Here is a 17,255-nt window from a genome sequence, read left to right on the forward strand (position 1 = left end):
ATTAAACAAAAGGAACAATGGCAAAGAAAAGGCTTTTCTTACTTGACGCATACGCACTTATTTTTAGAGGTTATTACGCTTTCATAAAAAACCCAAGAATCAATTCAAAAGGCATGAATACCAGTGCCGTTATGGGGTTTATGAATTCGCTCTTAGATGTTATCAAAAGAGAAAATCCAGATCATTTAGCGGTTTGTTTTGACAAAGGCGGAAGTGTTGCCAGAACCGAAATGTTTACCGATTACAAAGCCAATCGTGATGAAACGCCTGAAGCTATTCGTATTGCCATTCCTATTATCCAGGATATTATTACCGCAATGCATATTCCTTGTATTGAGAAAGAAGGTTTTGAAGCCGATGATATCATTGGAACGTTGGCCAAACAAGCTGAAAAGGCAGGTTACGAAACCTTTATGGTAACACCAGATAAAGATTATGCCCAGTTAGTTTCCGAAAATATTTTCATGTATCGCCCGGCAAGAATGGGAAATGGAATAGAAATTTGGGGAATTCCTGAAGTTCAGAAAAAATTTGGGGTTGAAACTCCAGAACAGGTTATAGATTTCCTTGGAATGATGGGTGACTCGGTTGATAATATTCCGGGATTACCTGGAGTTGGCGAAAAAACTGCTATTAAGTTTCTTCAGCAATTTGGCAGTATGGAAAATCTTTTAGCAAGCACAGACCAGTTGAAAGGTAAAATGAAAGAGAAAGTAGAAGCCAACAAAGAACTAGGACTACTTTCTAAAGAATTAGCCAGAATTATGCTAGATGTTCCGGTAGAATTTCATGAGGAGAACTTTGAAATGTGTGATCCTGATTTTGAAAAAGTGAATGAAATTTTTCAAGAGTTAGAATTCCGAAGAATGTCCGAAAATTTAATGAAAGCCTATAAAAAGGAAGAAACCTTGCAAACTGCTGCGGGTGTAACTCCTGAAAATAACAACGGACAAACCGATCTTTTTGCAGATCTTACAGCAACAGCTACCGTAGAAACTACAACTTCTGGATTTATAACTGCAGAAACGCATCCTCATTTTTATCAATCGGTTACTTCTAAACTAGCTCGAAAGCTTTTATTAGACAAATTGATGCTTCAAAAAAGTGTTTGTTTTGATACCGAAACCACCAGCTTAAAATCTTTAGAGGCAGAGTTGGTAGGTATTGCATTTTCTTGGGAAGCCGGAAAAGGATATTATGTAACGATTCCAGAAGATCAGGTAGAAGCAAAAGCTATTGTTGACGAATTCAAACCATTTTTTGAGGCTGAAGAAATTGAAAAAATTGGTCAGAATTTAAAGTATGACATCAAAGTTCTTTCCAACTATAATATTACCGTAAACGGTCCCATATTCGATACCATGATTGCGCATTATCTAATCAATCCAGACATGCGTCATAATATGGATGTGCTCGCCGAAACGTATTTAAACTACCAACCTATTTCTATTGAAACGTTGATTGGTAAAAAAGGGAAAAATCAAAAATCGATGCGCTCTGTAGACATCGACAAACAGACGGAATATGCTGTAGAAGATGCAGACATCACATTTCAACTAAAACAAGTTTTTGCTCCTGAATTAGAAAAACGAAATGCTAAAAAATTATTTGAAGAAGTAGAAGCTCCACTGGTAAAAGTGCTGGCCGCTATGGAAATTGAAGGAATTAATGTTGATGAAAAATTCTTAGGAACACTTTCTGAAGCACTAAAAACTGACATAGCCGAATTAGAAAAATCAATTTTTGAACAAGCAGGAGAAGAATTCAACCTGGCGTCTCCAAAACAATTAGGTCCTATTTTATTTGACAAATTGAAATTGGTAGACAAACCGAAGAAAACCAAAACTGGTCAATATTCTACTGCAGAAGATGTACTTTCTTATTTAGCTAAAGACCATAAAATTGTTGAAGACATTTTAACCTGGAGATCGCTGAATAAATTATTGAGTACATATGTAGATGCCTTGCCAAAAGAAGTCAATGCGAAAACAGGACGAATTCATACAGTCTACAGTCAGGCCGTAGCTGCTACCGGACGTTTGAGTAGCAACAATCCAAACCTTCAAAATATTCCAATTAGAACGGAACGCGGTAGACAAGTACGTAAAGCATTTGTACCAAGAAATGAAGAGTATACCATTCTAGCTGCCGATTATTCTCAGATAGAATTGCGCATCATTGCTGCATTGAGTGAAGAAGAAACTATGATCAACGCCTTTAAACATGGAGAAGACATTCACGCTTCTACTGCTGCAAAAGTTTTCAAAGTTGATCTAGAAGACGTAACGCGCGAACAACGTAGCAATGCCAAAACTGTAAACTTTGGTATTATATATGGTGTTTCCGCATTTGGATTGAGCAACCAAACTTCTCTAAACAGAAGCGAAGCCAAAGAATTGATTGACACCTATTATGAAACCTATCCAAAACTTAAAGCCTACATGAGTTCACAAGTGCATTTTGCACAAGACAATGGCTATGTGGAAACTATTTTAGGAAGAAGAAGATATTTAGCAGACATCAATTCTCGTAATCAAGTAGTTCGTGGTGCTGCAGAGCGAAATGCAGTAAATGCTCCTATTCAAGGAAGTGCTGCAGACATCATAAAATTGGCAATGATCAATATTCATAAAAAACTTCAAACTGAAGAGTATCAAACCAAAATGCTTTTACAAGTACATGATGAATTGGTTTTTGACGCTTACAAACCAGAATTAGACAAGGTGAAAGCAATGATTCAAACAGAAATGGAAAACGCCTATAATATGACAGTTCCATTAGATGTTGAAGTGGGGCTTGGGGATGATTGGTTAACTGCACATTAATATTTTATAGAAATAATTGATAAAATCCGAAGTAAACCTTCGGATTTTTTGCTTTATAAGAACAAATAGAGTTTTATTTTGAAAAAATCATAGATTCTAAAAACTGATGGATGTTTTCTCTCGTAGATACTTGTATAAACTTAAAAATTCTACTACTATGAAAAAAGAAGTTGTACGAGTTCAGCAGGTAAAACCAGCGAAGAACAGAAGACAGTTCATTAAAATGAGCGGACTTGCACTAGCAGGCGCAGGACTTATAATGGCTTGTAGCGATGATGATGACGGAACAATGATTGATCCGAACCCAGAGATTTTTGATCTTGGTTCAGGTGATTTAGGAGTTTTAAATTACGCATACGCACTAGAACAATTAGAAGCAGATTTCTACACCAGAGTTGTTAATAATTTCTACAGCGGAATTTCTTCTGACGAAATGACACTTTTTACAGACCTATATAATCACGAAGTAAATCATAGAGATTTTTTTAGCGCGGCAATTTCTGCTGCTGTTGGATCGAATACCGAAGCTAAATTACCCACATTGGAATTTGACTACGGAGACCTAGATTGGAATAGCCGTGATCAAGTTATAGCAACCGCCAAAGTTTTAGAAGACACAGGCGTTGCTGCTTATAATGGGGCTGGATATTTAATTTCAAATCCAGATTACCTAGTAATTGCAGGAAAAATAGTTTCGGTAGAAGCTAGACATGCTGCAGCAATCCGAACATTAATCAATCCAGGATCTGCAGATTTTGCAGGAAACGATGTAGTAGATGGTAATGGCTTAGACTTAGCCATGGCACCATCAGAAATTATTGCCGCCGTTAGTGATACAGGATTTATTACTACACCATTCACTGCAACACAATTACCATAATTATTAATCTCTAAAGACATTTACTATGAACTTAATAAAATTTTTAGATGAATTTTCGAATGAAAATTTAGTAAACGGAACATCATCAAGACGTGAAATATTTGGTACATTTTCTTCACTAGGTAAAAAAGCTGCTTTAGCTGCCATACCTTTTGGACTCTCTACATTTGCCAACAAAGCGCAAGCACAATCTATGGACAATGCAGTAAACGCACTGCAATTGGCACTTACATTAGAATATTTGGAAGATGAATTTTATGATCTTGCGCTACAATCTGGTGTTATTTCTGATAGTAATGTAGAAACAGTCTACATGCAAATATCACAACACGAGCAAGCTCATGTAGATTTTCTAATTGCAGGTTTAGAAGGTGCTGGAGTAACACCAGTAGAAAAACCTACTTTTGACTTTACAGCAGGTGGCGCTTTTGATCCGTTCAACACATCCAACCCTGCTGCATACGCACAATTATTAGCTTTAGCACAAGCATTTGAAGATACAGGTGTAAGAGCTTACAAAGGACAAGCTAGCAATTTAATGGGAACAGATTTCTTAACACCTGCCTTACAAATACATTCTGTAGAAGCTAGACATGCATCTGAAATTAGAAGAATAAGAGGTTTGAAAGGCTGGATTACCAATGCTGAACGAGGAGACGGAATGCCTGAAGCTACCCAAGCCGTATATAATGGTGAAGACAATATAACTCAAGGTGGAGTTGATGTAACTTCTCTTGGAAGCGGATCACCATTTGGTATGGAGGCCGCTACAGAAGCTTATGACGAAATATTAACAGGTAACGAAGCTGTAAATATAGCAAGTTTGTTTATAGTTTCTTAGTAAAAAAGAATCATCTTCAAAACTAAAACCGCCCTTATAAGAGACGGTTTTGTTGATTCATATATAGTAGTTACCTTGTAAAACATTCAAACACAAATACTTTCCAAAAAAATATTTCTCATTATAGATTTGCAATTCATTTAAATAGTTGTACTTTTGCACTCCCTTAATTGGGAATGGAATGTTTAATTATATAAATTAATTTAGTGTGGATTCATTAAGCTACAAAACAATTTCAGCTACAAAAGCTACTGCAGATAAGCAATGGGTTTTAGTAGACGCTGAAGGACAAACGTTAGGGCGTCTTGCTTCTAAAGTAGCAAAGATACTTAGAGGTAAGTACAAGCCTAGTTACACACCGCACGTAGATTGTGGAGACAACGTTGTGATTATCAACGCTGAGAAAATCAATCTTACAGGTAACAAATGGAATGACAAAACTTATGTACGTCATACAGGTTACCCAGGTGGTCAAAGAACATTAAGCGCAACAGAACTTTTTGAAAAAGATGCTACGCGTTTAGTAGAAAAATCAGTAAAAGGAATGCTTCCTAAAAACAAATTAGGTGCAGAGTTATTCCGTAATTTAAAAGTGTATGTTGGCGCAGAGCACGGTCAAGAAGCTCAAAAACCAACTGCAATTAACTTAAACGATCTTAAGTAATGGAAGTAATTCACAAAATTGGTAGAAGAAAAACTGCCGTTGCACGTGTATATGTTACCCCAGGAAATGGTAACATTACCATCAACAAAAAAGATTTAAACACTTACTTTACTACTGGAACTTTACAGTACAAAGTAAAACAACCATTTACATTAACTAGTACAGACGAAGCGTACGATGTTAAAGTAAACGTATATGGTGGTGGAATCACAGGACAAGCAGAAGCTGTTCGTTTAGCAATTTCAAGAGCTTTATGCGAAATTGATGCTGAACACAGATTAGCCTTGAAACCAGAAGGTTTATTAACTAGAGACCCAAGAATGGTAGAGCGTAAGAAATTTGGTCAGAAGAAAGCTCGTAAGAAATTCCAGTTCTCTAAACGTTAATTTTTTATCACGTTTTTTAAACGTATTTTTTCAATTATTAAAAAAAACAGTTGTCGTTGTCTCTTGCAAAAGAGAGTTAGTTTAGCATCCAAATGCTGAAGGCCGTTAAAAGCGCCACTTCACATTGCTAATCACATACTTTCAACGGAACGTAAACTATTACAAAAATGGCAAATAACATAGAAGTTAAAGACTTACTAGAAGCAGGTGTTCACTTTGGTCACCTTACTAGAAAGTGGAATCCAAACATGGCTCCTTACATCTACATGGAGCGTAACGGAATCCACGTTATCAACTTATATAAAACAGCTGCTAAGATTGAAGAAGCTAATGAAGCTCTTAAAAAAATCGCAGCTTCCGGTAGAAAAATTTTATTTGTTGCTACCAAAAAACAAGCTAAAGACATTGTTGCTGATAAAGCAGGAAATGTAAACATGCCTTACATCACAGAAAGATGGCCAGGTGGTATGCTTACAAACTTTGTAACTATTAGAAAAGCCGTTAAAAAAATGGCTTCTATTGACAGAATGAAGAAAGACGGTACTTTTGATTCTCTTTCTAAGAAAGAAAAATTACAAATCGACCGTTTAAGAGCTAAGTTAGAGAAAAACTTAGGATCAATTTCTGATATGACACGTTTGCCAGGTGCTTTATTCATTGTTGATACAATGCGTGAACACATTGCAGTAAAAGAAGCACAAAAATTAAACATTCCAATCTTTGCAATGGTTGATACGAACTCTGATCCAAGAGAAGTAGAGTACGTTATCCCATCTAACGATGATGCTTCAAAATCAATAGAAAAAGTTCTTACTTACGTTACAGAGGCTATCTCTGAAGGTTTATCTGAAAGAAAAGCAGATAAAGAAGAGAAAAAAGCTGCTGACAAAGAAACAAAAGCTGAAGCTGAAACAGAAAGCAAATAATTAATAACAATTTCATAAAATCTGTACAAAGCACTCCTTCCAAAAAAGAAAGATCTTTGTACAGATTTTAATAAAAAATACTACGTCATGGCAAAAATCACAGCCGCAGAAGTAAATAAATTAAGAAAAACTACCGGTGCAGGAATGATGGACTGCAAAAAAGCTTTAGTAGAAGCTGAAGGTGACTTTGACAAAGCTATTGAAGTACTGCGTAAGAAAGGTCAAAAAGTTGCTGCTAAAAGAGCAGACAGAGATTCTTCTGAAGGTGCTGTTATCGCTAAAGTTAACACTGCTAAAACTACAGGTGCTATCGTTTCTTTAAACTGTGAAACAGATTTCGTTGCTAAAAACGATTCTTTCGTTGCATTGGCTAATGATATCGCAGAACTAGCTTTAAGCGTTTCTACAAAAGAAGAACTTTTAGCATTAGACTACAACGGTATTACAGTTGCTGATAAGTTAACTGAGCAAACTGGTGTAATCGGTGAAAAAATTGAAGTAGGTGCTTTTGAAAAATTAGAAGCTCCATTCGTAGGTGCATACATCCATGCTGGTAACAAGATTGCTACAATCGTAAGTCTTTCTGCAAATGTAGAAGGTGCTGAAGATGCTGCAAAAGATGTTGCTATGCAAGCTGCAGCAATGAACCCAGTTGCTTTGAATGAAGAAGGTGTTTCTCAAGACACTATCAACAAAGAAATTGAAATTGCTAAAGATCAATTAAGAGCTGAAGGTAAACCAGAAGCTATGTTAGAAAACATTGCTAAAGGAAAACTAAACCGTTTCTTTAAAGATAACACTTTAGTAAACCAAGCTTTTATTAAAGACAACAAACAAAGCGTTGCTGATTATGTAAAATCTGTAAATGCTGAGTTAACTGTTACAGGATTTAAAAGAGTTGCTCTAGCTTAATTTAGAGACAATCATCATAAATTAAAAACCGGTTAGAAAATCTAACCGGTTTTTTTTATACAAAATTTTAAGATTCCCATAGAGTTTTAACATTCAAATTTTTCATTACCTTTGGCTTCAATATTCATTGAATCTAACAACACAATCAAAAAAAATGCAGTACAAAAGAATCCTTCTCAAATTAAGCGGGGAAGCGCTTATGGGCGAAAGACAATATGGAATTGACCCACAAAGACTTTCAGACTACGCTCATGAAGTAAAAAAAATAGTTGATCAAGGAGTTCAAGTAGCTGTTGTAATTGGTGGTGGAAACATCTTTAGAGGTGTTGCCGGCGCTAGCAATGGTATGGACAGAGTTCAAGGAGACCACATGGGTATGCTTGCAACCGTTATTAACGGATTGGCGCTTCAAAGTGCTTTTGAAGACGCTGGAATGCAAACAAGATTACAGTCTGCTATTGCTATCAACGAAGTAGCCGAACCATTTATTAGAAGAAGAGCTGTACGTCACCTTGAAAAAGGACGCGTTGTTATTTTTGGTGGTGGAACTGGAAATCCATATTTCACAACAGATTCTGCCGCAGTTTTAAGAGCCATTGAAATTGAAGCCGATGTAATTCTGAAAGGAACCCGTGTAGATGGTATTTACACTGCCGACCCAGAAAAAGACAAGTCAGCCACTAAATTTGATTTTATTACTTTTGACGACGTTCTGAAAAAAGGACTTAAGGTAATGGACACCACTGCATTTACACTTAGCCAAGAAAACGAATTACCTATCATAGTATTTGACATGAACAAAGAAGGTAACCTTTACAAAGTTATGGAAGGTGAAAATGTTGGAACAATAGTTAATTTATAATACCCTTTGAAGTAAATAAGAAAGCGATGAACGAAGAAATTGATTTTATTTTAGATAGTACTAAAGAATCTATGGAGTCTTCTTTGACTCACTTAGAAAGAGAGTTTGTAAACATTAGAGCAGGTAAAGCAAGTCCATCTATGCTAGCCAGTATTTATGTAGATTATTATGGCTCTCAAACTCCATTATCACAAGTTGCCAATGTAAACACTCCAGATGCAAGAACCATTAGCGTACAACCTTGGGAAAAAGCAATGCTTCAACCTATTGAGAAAGCTATCATGATTGCAAATCTTGGTTTCAATCCTATGAATAATGGAGATTTGATCATTATCAACGTTCCACCGTTAACAGAAGAGCGTAGAAAGGAATTGGTAAAGCAAGCAAAAGGAGAAACAGACGATGCAAAAGTAAGTATCCGTAATGCACGTCAAGATGCTAATAAAGAAGTTAAAAAACTTGATGCTTCTGAAGACCTTAAAAAGAATGCAGAAGTAGATATTCAGGAACTAACGGATGTTTTTATCAAAAAGGCAGATGATCTTTTCACTGTTAAAGAAAAAGAAATCATGACCGTATAATTTAACTTTTGTTAAATTTCGCATAAAATAAAAGCGGCTTTTTCAGAAAAGCCGCTTTTTTGCATTTAAATATTTATATTTCACCAAATATATGAACCACCCCCTATGATGTACAAATTCTTGTTCTTTGTTCTTTTTCTATGCGGAAGCATGGTATATAGTCAACATCAAATTTCAGGAATTGTAAAAGATGCCAAAACAAATACCCCGCTTCCTTTTGCCAACGTTATTACCCAAGAAGGAACAGGAACCATCACAGATAGAGAAGGTAACTTTACTATTACTCAATCTGACAGTATCACAAAAATCATCAGTTCATATATTGGCTATATTTCCGAAGAAATTGCAGTAAACCCTTCTCAAAATTATTACACCATCAACCTACAACCTTCCATTGAAAATCTAGGTCAAGTTGTAATTTCTGCAAATGATAATCCCGCAAAGAGAATTATTCAGCAAGTAATCGATCGAAAAAAACAAAACGATCCTGAACGGGTTTTAAATAGTTTTGAATTTACAGCTTACAGCAAACTCCTTGTAACCGCTAATCCAGACTCTATTTCTAGCACCATAGATACTATTTATAAAATTGAAGACGGAAAACGTAGGTTGGTTAGAATTGACTCAAGTGATTACGAACTGAAACAACAACTTGAAAAATCACATTTCTACATTACCGAAAAAGTATCTGATTTCAAATTCACTAAATCAGAAGAGCTAAGAGAAAATGTACTAGCAACTAGAATGGCCGGCCTTGAAGAACCTATTTACCGAGCATTGGCCATACAAATGCAATCGTTCTCCTTTTACGACGACACATACACAATTTTCGGAACTGAGTACACCAATCCCATCTCCCATTCCGGATTAAGAAATTATGATTTTAAGATTCTCGATACCATTCAAACCAATAGAAAAGCTTATTTAATATATTACAAGCAAAAAGAAAAGGATGCAGTTGCTGGTTTGGAAGGCGTACTTTATATAGATACCGAAACTTATGCATTACAAAAAGCAGTTGCACAACTAAAAGGAATGATCGACGTAAATGCTGTTCAAAATTTTGAATTCTATCCTAAAGAAAATGTATGGTTTCCTATTAGCAAAACGCTAAAAATGAAAAAAGGCGAAAATGAAAAAGCCGTAAGCCTTTTTGGAGGAAAAATAAAACTGGAAAATGACGCAAGTGTTACAGACAAAGACTCCACAGTAGTTTATACTGACGATGACGACACTTCCAAGCAAATCTACATGATTCTTAATGAACAGAACAGCAACATTCAGCTAAATACTCCCATAAAAATCAAAGGAAAAGGGTTAAAATTAGCTTTTGAAGAGGATTCATACAGAAAGAATGAAGATTTCTGGAAACAATATAGAACCGATTCACTCACCGCCAGAGGAAGAGAAACATACACTTACATTGACAGTATTGCAAAAGCCGAAAATTTTCAAAAAAACGTAGCATTTTTCATGAAGTTGATGAATGGTTATTTGCATACAAATTACATTGATTTGGATCTTCGCTATTTATTAAAATACAATAACTACGAAGGCTTTAGATTAGGAATGGGTGCCATTACCAACAAAAACTTTTCAACCAAATATAAAATTCATGGTTACGGAGTTTACGGAACTTCCGATAAAAATTTCAAGTTTGGAATTGGAGCTGATGCCCGATTAAACAGACTTACAAATACTTGGCTAGGCATTATGTATTCAGACGATCTTACCGAAGCTGGTAGTCACCCTTTCATAACAGATGGAAGAGCCTTTTATGTTTTTCAGCCAAGACTTTTTAACATAACCACATTTCAAAAAACAAGAAATATTCATCTAAGCCTTTCACACAACATCACCTCTAAAGCAAGATTAAAAATTCAATTAGACAAAAATGATGTAATTCCAACTTTTGAATACCTTTTTCATGTAAATGACCAAGACTATTACGCCTACAAAACCAGCACCGCAACAGCAGCTATTAGTTGGCAACCCAAAAGTTCTTTCATGTTAACACCCGATGGATTTGATCAAATTGAAAGGGGCTTCCCCACATTTACATTTCAGGCAAAACAGGCCGTTGCAGGAATTCTAAATAGTGATTTCAATTTCACCAAACTTAACTTTAGAACCTATTACGAAATACAACCTTTACACAAAGGAAAAACTTCTTTTCAATTGGATGCCGGAATGGCTTTTGGAGAACTTCCCATTGGAGAATTATATCACACATATCCAAACAACCCAAACAAAGGAGCTATCATGCGACGCTTTTCCGTAGCCGGAATTGACAACTTTGAAACCATGTATTTTGATGAATTTTATTCAGACAGATATATTACGCTACAAGCAAGACATGAATTTGTTCCATTTGCTTTTACTGATAAATTTCAACCGCAACTAGCGTTATTTTCAAGATACGCCTTAGGAAATGTGAGCAATGTAACGCGCCATGAATTTGTAAATTTTGACAACCTAAGCCAAGGATATTATGAAAGTGGATTGGAGATAAATAGAATTTTCAAAGGATTTGGTTTAAGCGGAGCTTACCGATACGGGCCATATCATTTACCAAATTTCGATGATAACATTTCGTTTAAATTCACCTATAGCTTCAACGTAAATTTCTAATACTTCATTAGCGTACATTTCACAGAGCTAATTCTTGAAAAAACATTAAAATACATACCTTTGCCTTTCTAAAATTTGAACATGGCTAAGAAGCGATTATCTGGCTTTTGGAATTTCATTGCCAGAACCTTGTTAAGAAATAGAATTATAACCATAGGTATTCTTTTGAGTATAACTGTGTTTATGGGAATGCAATGGAAAAACATGCGTTTTACGTATACCGAAGCCAACCTACTCCCCGACCATGACTCTATCAACATTGAATACAATCATTTTCTTGATATTTTTGGTGAAGAAGGAAACATAATTGTCCTTGGAGTAAAAGATAGCACACTGTTCACTCCAGAAAAATTCAATGCTTGGAATAGGCTCAGTAAACAACTGAATGCGCTTCCTGAAATTACCATGGTGCTTTCAACTGAAAATCTTCAGGTACTTAAAAAGAATATTAAGGAGCAGAAATTTGATATTGCACCGTTAGTCAACGGAAAGATAGATAGTCAAGAAAAGTTAGATAGTATAAGTGATCAACTTTTTAATAAGTTACCATTCTACGAAAATCTGCTTTACAACAAAGAAGATCATACACTGCGCACAGTGATTTACATGGACAAAGAAATTGTAAATACAGCAGTAAGAAAAGATTTTATTCTGAATGATTTCATGCCTATCATTAAGTCTTTCAAAGAAGAGACACAATTAGACATTAGAGCATCGGGAATGCCATATATTCGAACACTCAATGCAAAAACTATTGTAGACGAAATTCCTATTTTCCTTGCGGCTGCATTGCTCGTTACCTCATTGATTTTCTTTTTCTTTTTTAGATCTTTTAGAGCTACGTTCATTTCTATGGTTGTAGTGATTATAGGTGTTATGTGGGCTTTCGGTTTACTAGGATTACTTAACTATGAAATCACTGTACTTACAGCCATTATTCCACCACTTATTATTGTAATTGGAATTCCAAACTGTATTTTCCTAATTAATAAATATCAGCAAGAATATCAAAAACACAATAATCAAGCTAAGGCTTTACAACGTGTAATTACCAAAGTTGGTAATGCTACTTTGATGACCAATGCTACGACCGCAGCTGGTTTTGCAACGTTTATCATCACAGAAAGTCAGTTGTTAAAGCAATTTGGTATTGTTGCCTCTATAAACATCCTATTGATTTTTGTTTTGTCATTAACCATCATTCCTACGATCTATAGTTTTATGGCAACTCCAAAAACAAAACACCTAAAACATCTAAACAGAAAATGGGTAGATGGTTTTGTACTTTGGCTTGAAAACATTGTAAGGAACCGAAAAATATCTGTTTATATTGCCGCTATTTGTCTGTTGGTTTTAAGTATCATCGGCATCTATCAAATACGCGTTTCAGGAAGTTTGATAGAAGATATGCCTAAGAATACTTCATTCTTTGATGATATTCGCTTCTTTGAAAAGGAGTTTGATGGCATTATGCCTCTAGAAATCATGATTGATACTAAGCGCAGAAACGGCGCTACCAAATTGCCTACACTACGCCGTATGAATCAATTACAAACTGTGATTGATGAAAATCCTAATCTATCAAAAGCCGTTTCTATAGTTAACTTAGCAAAATTTGCCAAGCAAGCTTACTATAATGGTAATCCAAAATACTATGATCTACCTACAAATCAAGATCAAGCATTTATAGCATCTTACATTAAAAATGGAGGTGCAGAAACCAATATGTTCACCAATTTTGTAGATTCCACCGGACAAATTGTTCGTATTACTACCTTCATGAAAGACCTTGGAACAGAGGAAATGGAAAAGGTAGAAGAAGAATTAAAAACTGAAATAGATAAAGTTTTTCCTAAAGAAAGATACAATGTAACTATGACCGGAAAAGCATATTTATTTACCAAAGGAACAACATATCTCATTAAAAACTTAATTATCTCTTTGGCGCTAGCAGTACTGCTCATTGCATTGCTAATGGCTTACATGTTCCGTTCCTTTAAAATGATAATTGTCTCCCTAATACCTAATATTCTACCACTGTTAATTACTGGTGGAATGATGGGTTTCCTAGGAATTCCTCTGAAACCATCTACCATTCTAGTATTTAGTATTGCTTTTGGTATTTCTGTAGATGACACCATTCACTTTTTAGCTAAATATAGACAAGAGCTCAAAATGAATGATTGGAAAATTAAAAAATCAGTTTACGCTGCATTGCGGGAAAGTGGAGTGAGCATGTTCTACACATCTATAGTTTTATTCTTCGGTTTTTCTGTGTTTATGATTTCCAGTTTTGGAGGCACTAAAGCTTTAGGAGGTTTGGTTTCTTTCACGCTATTAATCGCAATGTTATCAAACTTAATTTTATTACCTACATTATTATTATCTCTAGAGAAAAATGTAGCTAATAAAGAAGGATTTCCAGAACCAAATATTGATATTTTAGACGGTGATGAAATTGAAGATGAAATAGATGAGAAACACGAGGGTATATAAAAAAGCAAAGCCCGTTAATTAAATTAACAGGCCTTACACCCCCCAAACCTACTTTTACTTAACAATGGTGCTAAGCAGTACGTATGTACTGGCAAATATACTAAAGTAAACAATGCATATAAGTACTTGCCACAGTATATTTTGTTAATTTTTTTACAAAAGAAATAAGCAAGTACGTTTTTAGAGTTGAAATAAATGTTCCACTGATCTTTGTATCAGTATAAAAAATTATCTTTGTTTCGGTATTAAATGATATGAGTATAATGAAAACTTACAGCGTTAAAGAATTACTTTCAGAAGTAAACGTTCCGCAAGATGTAACCCTTAAAGGATGGGTAAGAACTTTTCGTGCAAACCGTTTTATTGCACTTAACGATGGTTCTACCATCAATAATATTCAGTGTGTTGTTGATTTTGAAAACACTGATGAAGAAGTTCTTAAAAAGATTACTACCAGTGCCGCTGTAGAAATACAAGGTTCTTTGGTAGCTAGCCAAGGAAAAGGGCAAAATGTAGAAATTCAAGTAAAAAATATAGTTGTTTTAGGTGAATCGAATCCAGAGGAATACCCTATTCAACCTAAAAAACACTCGTTAGAATTTTTAAGACAAAATGCTCATTTACGAGTAAGAACCAATACATTTAGTGCAGTAATGCGCGTTCGTTCTGCTTTGTCTTTTGCTGTACATCAATATTTCCAACAAAATGGATTTAATTATGTAAACACTCCAATCATTACAGGAAGTGACGCTGAAGGCGCGGGAGAAATGTTTCGAGTTTCTGCTTTAGATGCTGAAAATCCTCCAAAAACAGAAGATGGAAAAGTAGACTTTGAAGAAGATTTCTTCGGTAAAGAAACCAATTTAACAGTTTCTGGTCAATTAGAAGCAGAAACCTATGCTATGGCTCTTGGAAAAGTGTATACTTTTGGGCCTACTTTTAGAGCTGAAAATTCAAATACTACTCGTCACTTGGCAGAATTCTGGATGATTGAACCAGAGGTCGCTTTTATGGATTTGGATGGAAATATGGATTTGGCTGAAGATTTCATCAAACACGTATTAGGCTACATCAAAGAAAATTGTAAAGACGATTTAGAATTTCTGGAAAAACGATTATTAGACGAGGAAAAATCAAAACCTCAAAAAGATCGAAGCCCAATGCCTTTGAGAGAAAAAATTGATTTCATTGTTGAAAACAATTTTAAACGAGTTAGCTATACAGAAGCTATTGACATTCTTAAGGATTCAAAACCAAACAAGAAAAAACAATTCGATTATATTATTGAAGAATGGGGTGCCGATTTACAGAGCGAGCACGAACGCTTCTTGGTAGAAAAACATTTCAAATGTCCGGTAATTCTTTTTGATTATCCTGCTAAAATTAAAGCATTCTATATGCGTTTAAATGATGACGGAAAAACAGTTAGAGCCATGGACATTCTTTTCCCTGGAATTGGAGAAATTGTTGGCGGTGCTCAACGTGAAGAACGCTATGACGTTTTGGTTGAGAAAATGAAAGCAATGGGTATCGATGAAAAAGAATTATGGTGGTATCTAGACCTAAGAAAGTATGGAACAGCTGTTCACAGTGGTTTTGGACTAGGTTTTGAAAGACTTGTTCTTTTTGCCACAGGAATGACAAATATTAGAGACGTAATTCCTTTCCCAAGGACTCCACAGAACGCCGAATTTTAACAAATTCAGTTAAAATACATCAAAAACAATCTACGTCACTTTGGATGTAGATTGTTTTTTTTATTTTTATAGAAACGCTTATAAAACCTATGCTTAAGCAACATTTACAGTTTAAATTATCTCAGAAATTATCTCCGCAACAAATTCAGTTGATGAAACTGATTCAGTTGCCTACACAAGCCTTTGAACAACGTTTAAAACATGAGCTTGAAGAAAACCCTGCCTTAGATACAGGAAAAGAAGAAACCCTAGACGATAATTTTGATGATCTTTCAAATGAATATGATGACGAATATGACAGCGAAACTATAAACGCTGAAGACATCAATGTAGATGAATACTTAAGTGATGATGAAATTCCGGATTACAAACTACAAGCCAATAATTACAGTAGTGACGACGAGGAAAAAACAATGCCTTTTGAAGCTTCGTTATCTTTCCATCAATACTTAGAAAATCAATTAAACACTTTTAGTTTAAAAGAAATAGATCGCGAAATAGCTTATTTTCTTATTGGAAGTATTGACGAAAGCGGTTACATAAGAAGAAGCGTCTTGGACATCATGGATGATCTTGCTTTCACGCAAAGCATCATGACAACCGAAGAAGATATAGAACGAATATTGTTCAATGTTATTCACGAATTAGACCCGGCAGGTGTTGGCGCAAGAAGTTTGCAAGAATGTCTTTTGATTCAGTTAAAAAGAAAAGATCAAACGGCCAAGGTTGAGTTGGCAATTGCCATTTTAAACAATTCATTTGATCAATTCACCAAAAAGCATTACCAAAAATTACTTCAAAAACACAATTGCACAGAAGAGGATTTAAGAGATGCTATTCACGAAATAGAAAAACTGAATCCGAAACCAGGCGGATCTTACACAAACAATAGAATTGTAGAACATGTTGTCCCTGACTTTTCTATCAAAATTAGAGATGGTGAGTTAGAACTTTCCTTGAACGGAAGAAATGCACCAGAGCTTCATGTTTCCAAAGATTATAGAGATATGCTAGCGGGCTATAAAGACGCATCTAACAAGTCGAAATCTCAGAAAGATGCAGTTCAGTTTATAAAACAGAAGCTAGACGCTGCAAAATGGTTTATTGATGCAGTTTTACAACGTCAACAAACACTTTTTGTAACCATGAATGCGATCATGGATTATCAAAAGGAATATTTTTTGTCTGGTGACGAGCAAAAGTTACGCCCAATGATTCTAAAAGATATCGCAGATATCATAGACATGGATGTCTCCACAGTTTCAAGAGTTGCAAATAGCAAATATGTTGATACACCTTACGGAACAAAATTGATCAAGGAATTCTTCTCAGAAGCCATGAAAAATAATGATGGCGAGGACGTTTCTACTATTGAAATCAAAAAGATACTCGAAAACATTATTGAAGAGGAAGATAAAAGAAAACCCTTGACAGACGACAAACTTGCTGCACTTTTAAAAGAAAAAGGATATCCAATCGCAAGAAGAACTGTTGCTAAATACAGAGAACAATTAGACATTCCTGTTGCGCGTCTTCGTAAGCAATTATAGGCAG

The 17,255-nt window shown here is 35.2% G+C and carries 13 protein-coding genes; all 13 read left to right on the top strand.

The features are described from left to right. Window positions 1-17: 17 nt before the first annotated feature. The gene (polA, locus tag BM383_RS11515; RefSeq protein WP_093025289.1) at window positions 18-2,825 is read left to right on the top strand and encodes a DNA polymerase I; all 2,808 of its coding nucleotides are present in this window, start codon (window positions 18-20) and stop codon (window positions 2,823-2,825) included. A 157-nt stretch (window positions 2,826-2,982) separates the two neighbouring features. Further along, the gene (locus tag BM383_RS11520) at window positions 2,983-3,705 is read left to right on the top strand and encodes a ferritin-like domain-containing protein (protein WP_093025373.1); all 723 of its coding nucleotides are present in this window, start codon (window positions 2,983-2,985) and stop codon (window positions 3,703-3,705) included. A 25-nt stretch (window positions 3,706-3,730) separates the two neighbouring features. Further along, entirely contained in the window at window positions 3,731-4,546 is an 816-nt protein-coding gene (locus BM383_RS11525) for a ferritin-like domain-containing protein (RefSeq protein ID WP_093025290.1), read from the top strand. A gap of 208 nt (window positions 4,547-4,754) precedes the next feature. Continuing rightward, a complete protein-coding gene (rplM, locus tag BM383_RS11530) occupies window positions 4,755-5,210 on the top strand; it encodes a 50S ribosomal protein L13 (protein WP_093025291.1) in 456 nt (151 codons plus the stop codon). Continuing rightward, a complete protein-coding gene (rpsI, locus tag BM383_RS11535; protein ID WP_093025292.1) occupies window positions 5,210-5,596 on the top strand; it encodes a 30S ribosomal protein S9 in 387 nt (128 codons plus the stop codon). The genes rplM and rpsI overlap by 1 nt, the downstream gene beginning before the upstream one ends. A gap of 167 nt (window positions 5,597-5,763) precedes the next feature. After that, window positions 5,764-6,522 (top strand): 30S ribosomal protein S2, encoded by a 759-nt coding sequence (gene rpsB, locus BM383_RS11540; RefSeq protein ID WP_093025293.1) that lies wholly within the window; start codon window positions 5,764-5,766, stop codon window positions 6,520-6,522. Window positions 6,523-6,609: 87 nt separating this feature from the next. Beyond that, a complete protein-coding gene (tsf, locus tag BM383_RS11545; protein WP_093025294.1) occupies window positions 6,610-7,434 on the top strand; it encodes a translation elongation factor Ts in 825 nt (274 codons plus the stop codon). A gap of 154 nt (window positions 7,435-7,588) precedes the next feature. Continuing rightward, complete coding sequence (gene pyrH / locus BM383_RS11550; protein WP_093025295.1) at window positions 7,589-8,296, top strand: UMP kinase; 708 nt, start codon at window positions 7,589-7,591, stop codon at window positions 8,294-8,296. Between the two features lie 26 nt (window positions 8,297-8,322). After that, window positions 8,323-8,877, top strand: coding sequence for a ribosome recycling factor (gene frr, locus BM383_RS11555; protein ID WP_093025296.1), 555 nt, complete (start codon window positions 8,323-8,325; stop codon window positions 8,875-8,877). Between the two features lie 105 nt (window positions 8,878-8,982). After that, the gene (locus BM383_RS11560; RefSeq protein WP_093025297.1) at window positions 8,983-11,508 is read left to right on the top strand and encodes a DUF5686 and carboxypeptidase-like regulatory domain-containing protein; all 2,526 of its coding nucleotides are present in this window, start codon (window positions 8,983-8,985) and stop codon (window positions 11,506-11,508) included. Window positions 11,509-11,589: 81 nt separating this feature from the next. Further along, on the top strand, window positions 11,590-14,004 hold the full coding sequence (locus BM383_RS11565) for an efflux RND transporter permease subunit (RefSeq protein ID WP_093025298.1): 2,415 nt from the start codon (window positions 11,590-11,592) through the stop codon (window positions 14,002-14,004). Between the two features lie 263 nt (window positions 14,005-14,267). Then, window positions 14,268-15,701, top strand: a complete 1,434-nt coding sequence (gene asnS / locus BM383_RS11570; RefSeq protein WP_093025299.1) for an asparagine--tRNA ligase — start codon at window positions 14,268-14,270, stop codon at window positions 15,699-15,701. Window positions 15,702-15,790: 89 nt separating this feature from the next. Then, complete coding sequence (rpoN, locus tag BM383_RS11575; RefSeq protein WP_093025300.1) at window positions 15,791-17,251, top strand: RNA polymerase factor sigma-54; 1,461 nt, start codon at window positions 15,791-15,793, stop codon at window positions 17,249-17,251. The last annotated feature ends 4 nt before the right edge of the window (window positions 17,252-17,255 follow it).

It is taken from the genome of Pustulibacterium marinum (assembly GCF_900116665.1).
In the GTDB taxonomy this organism is placed as follows: Bacteria; Bacteroidota; Bacteroidia; order Flavobacteriales; family Flavobacteriaceae; genus Pustulibacterium; species Pustulibacterium marinum.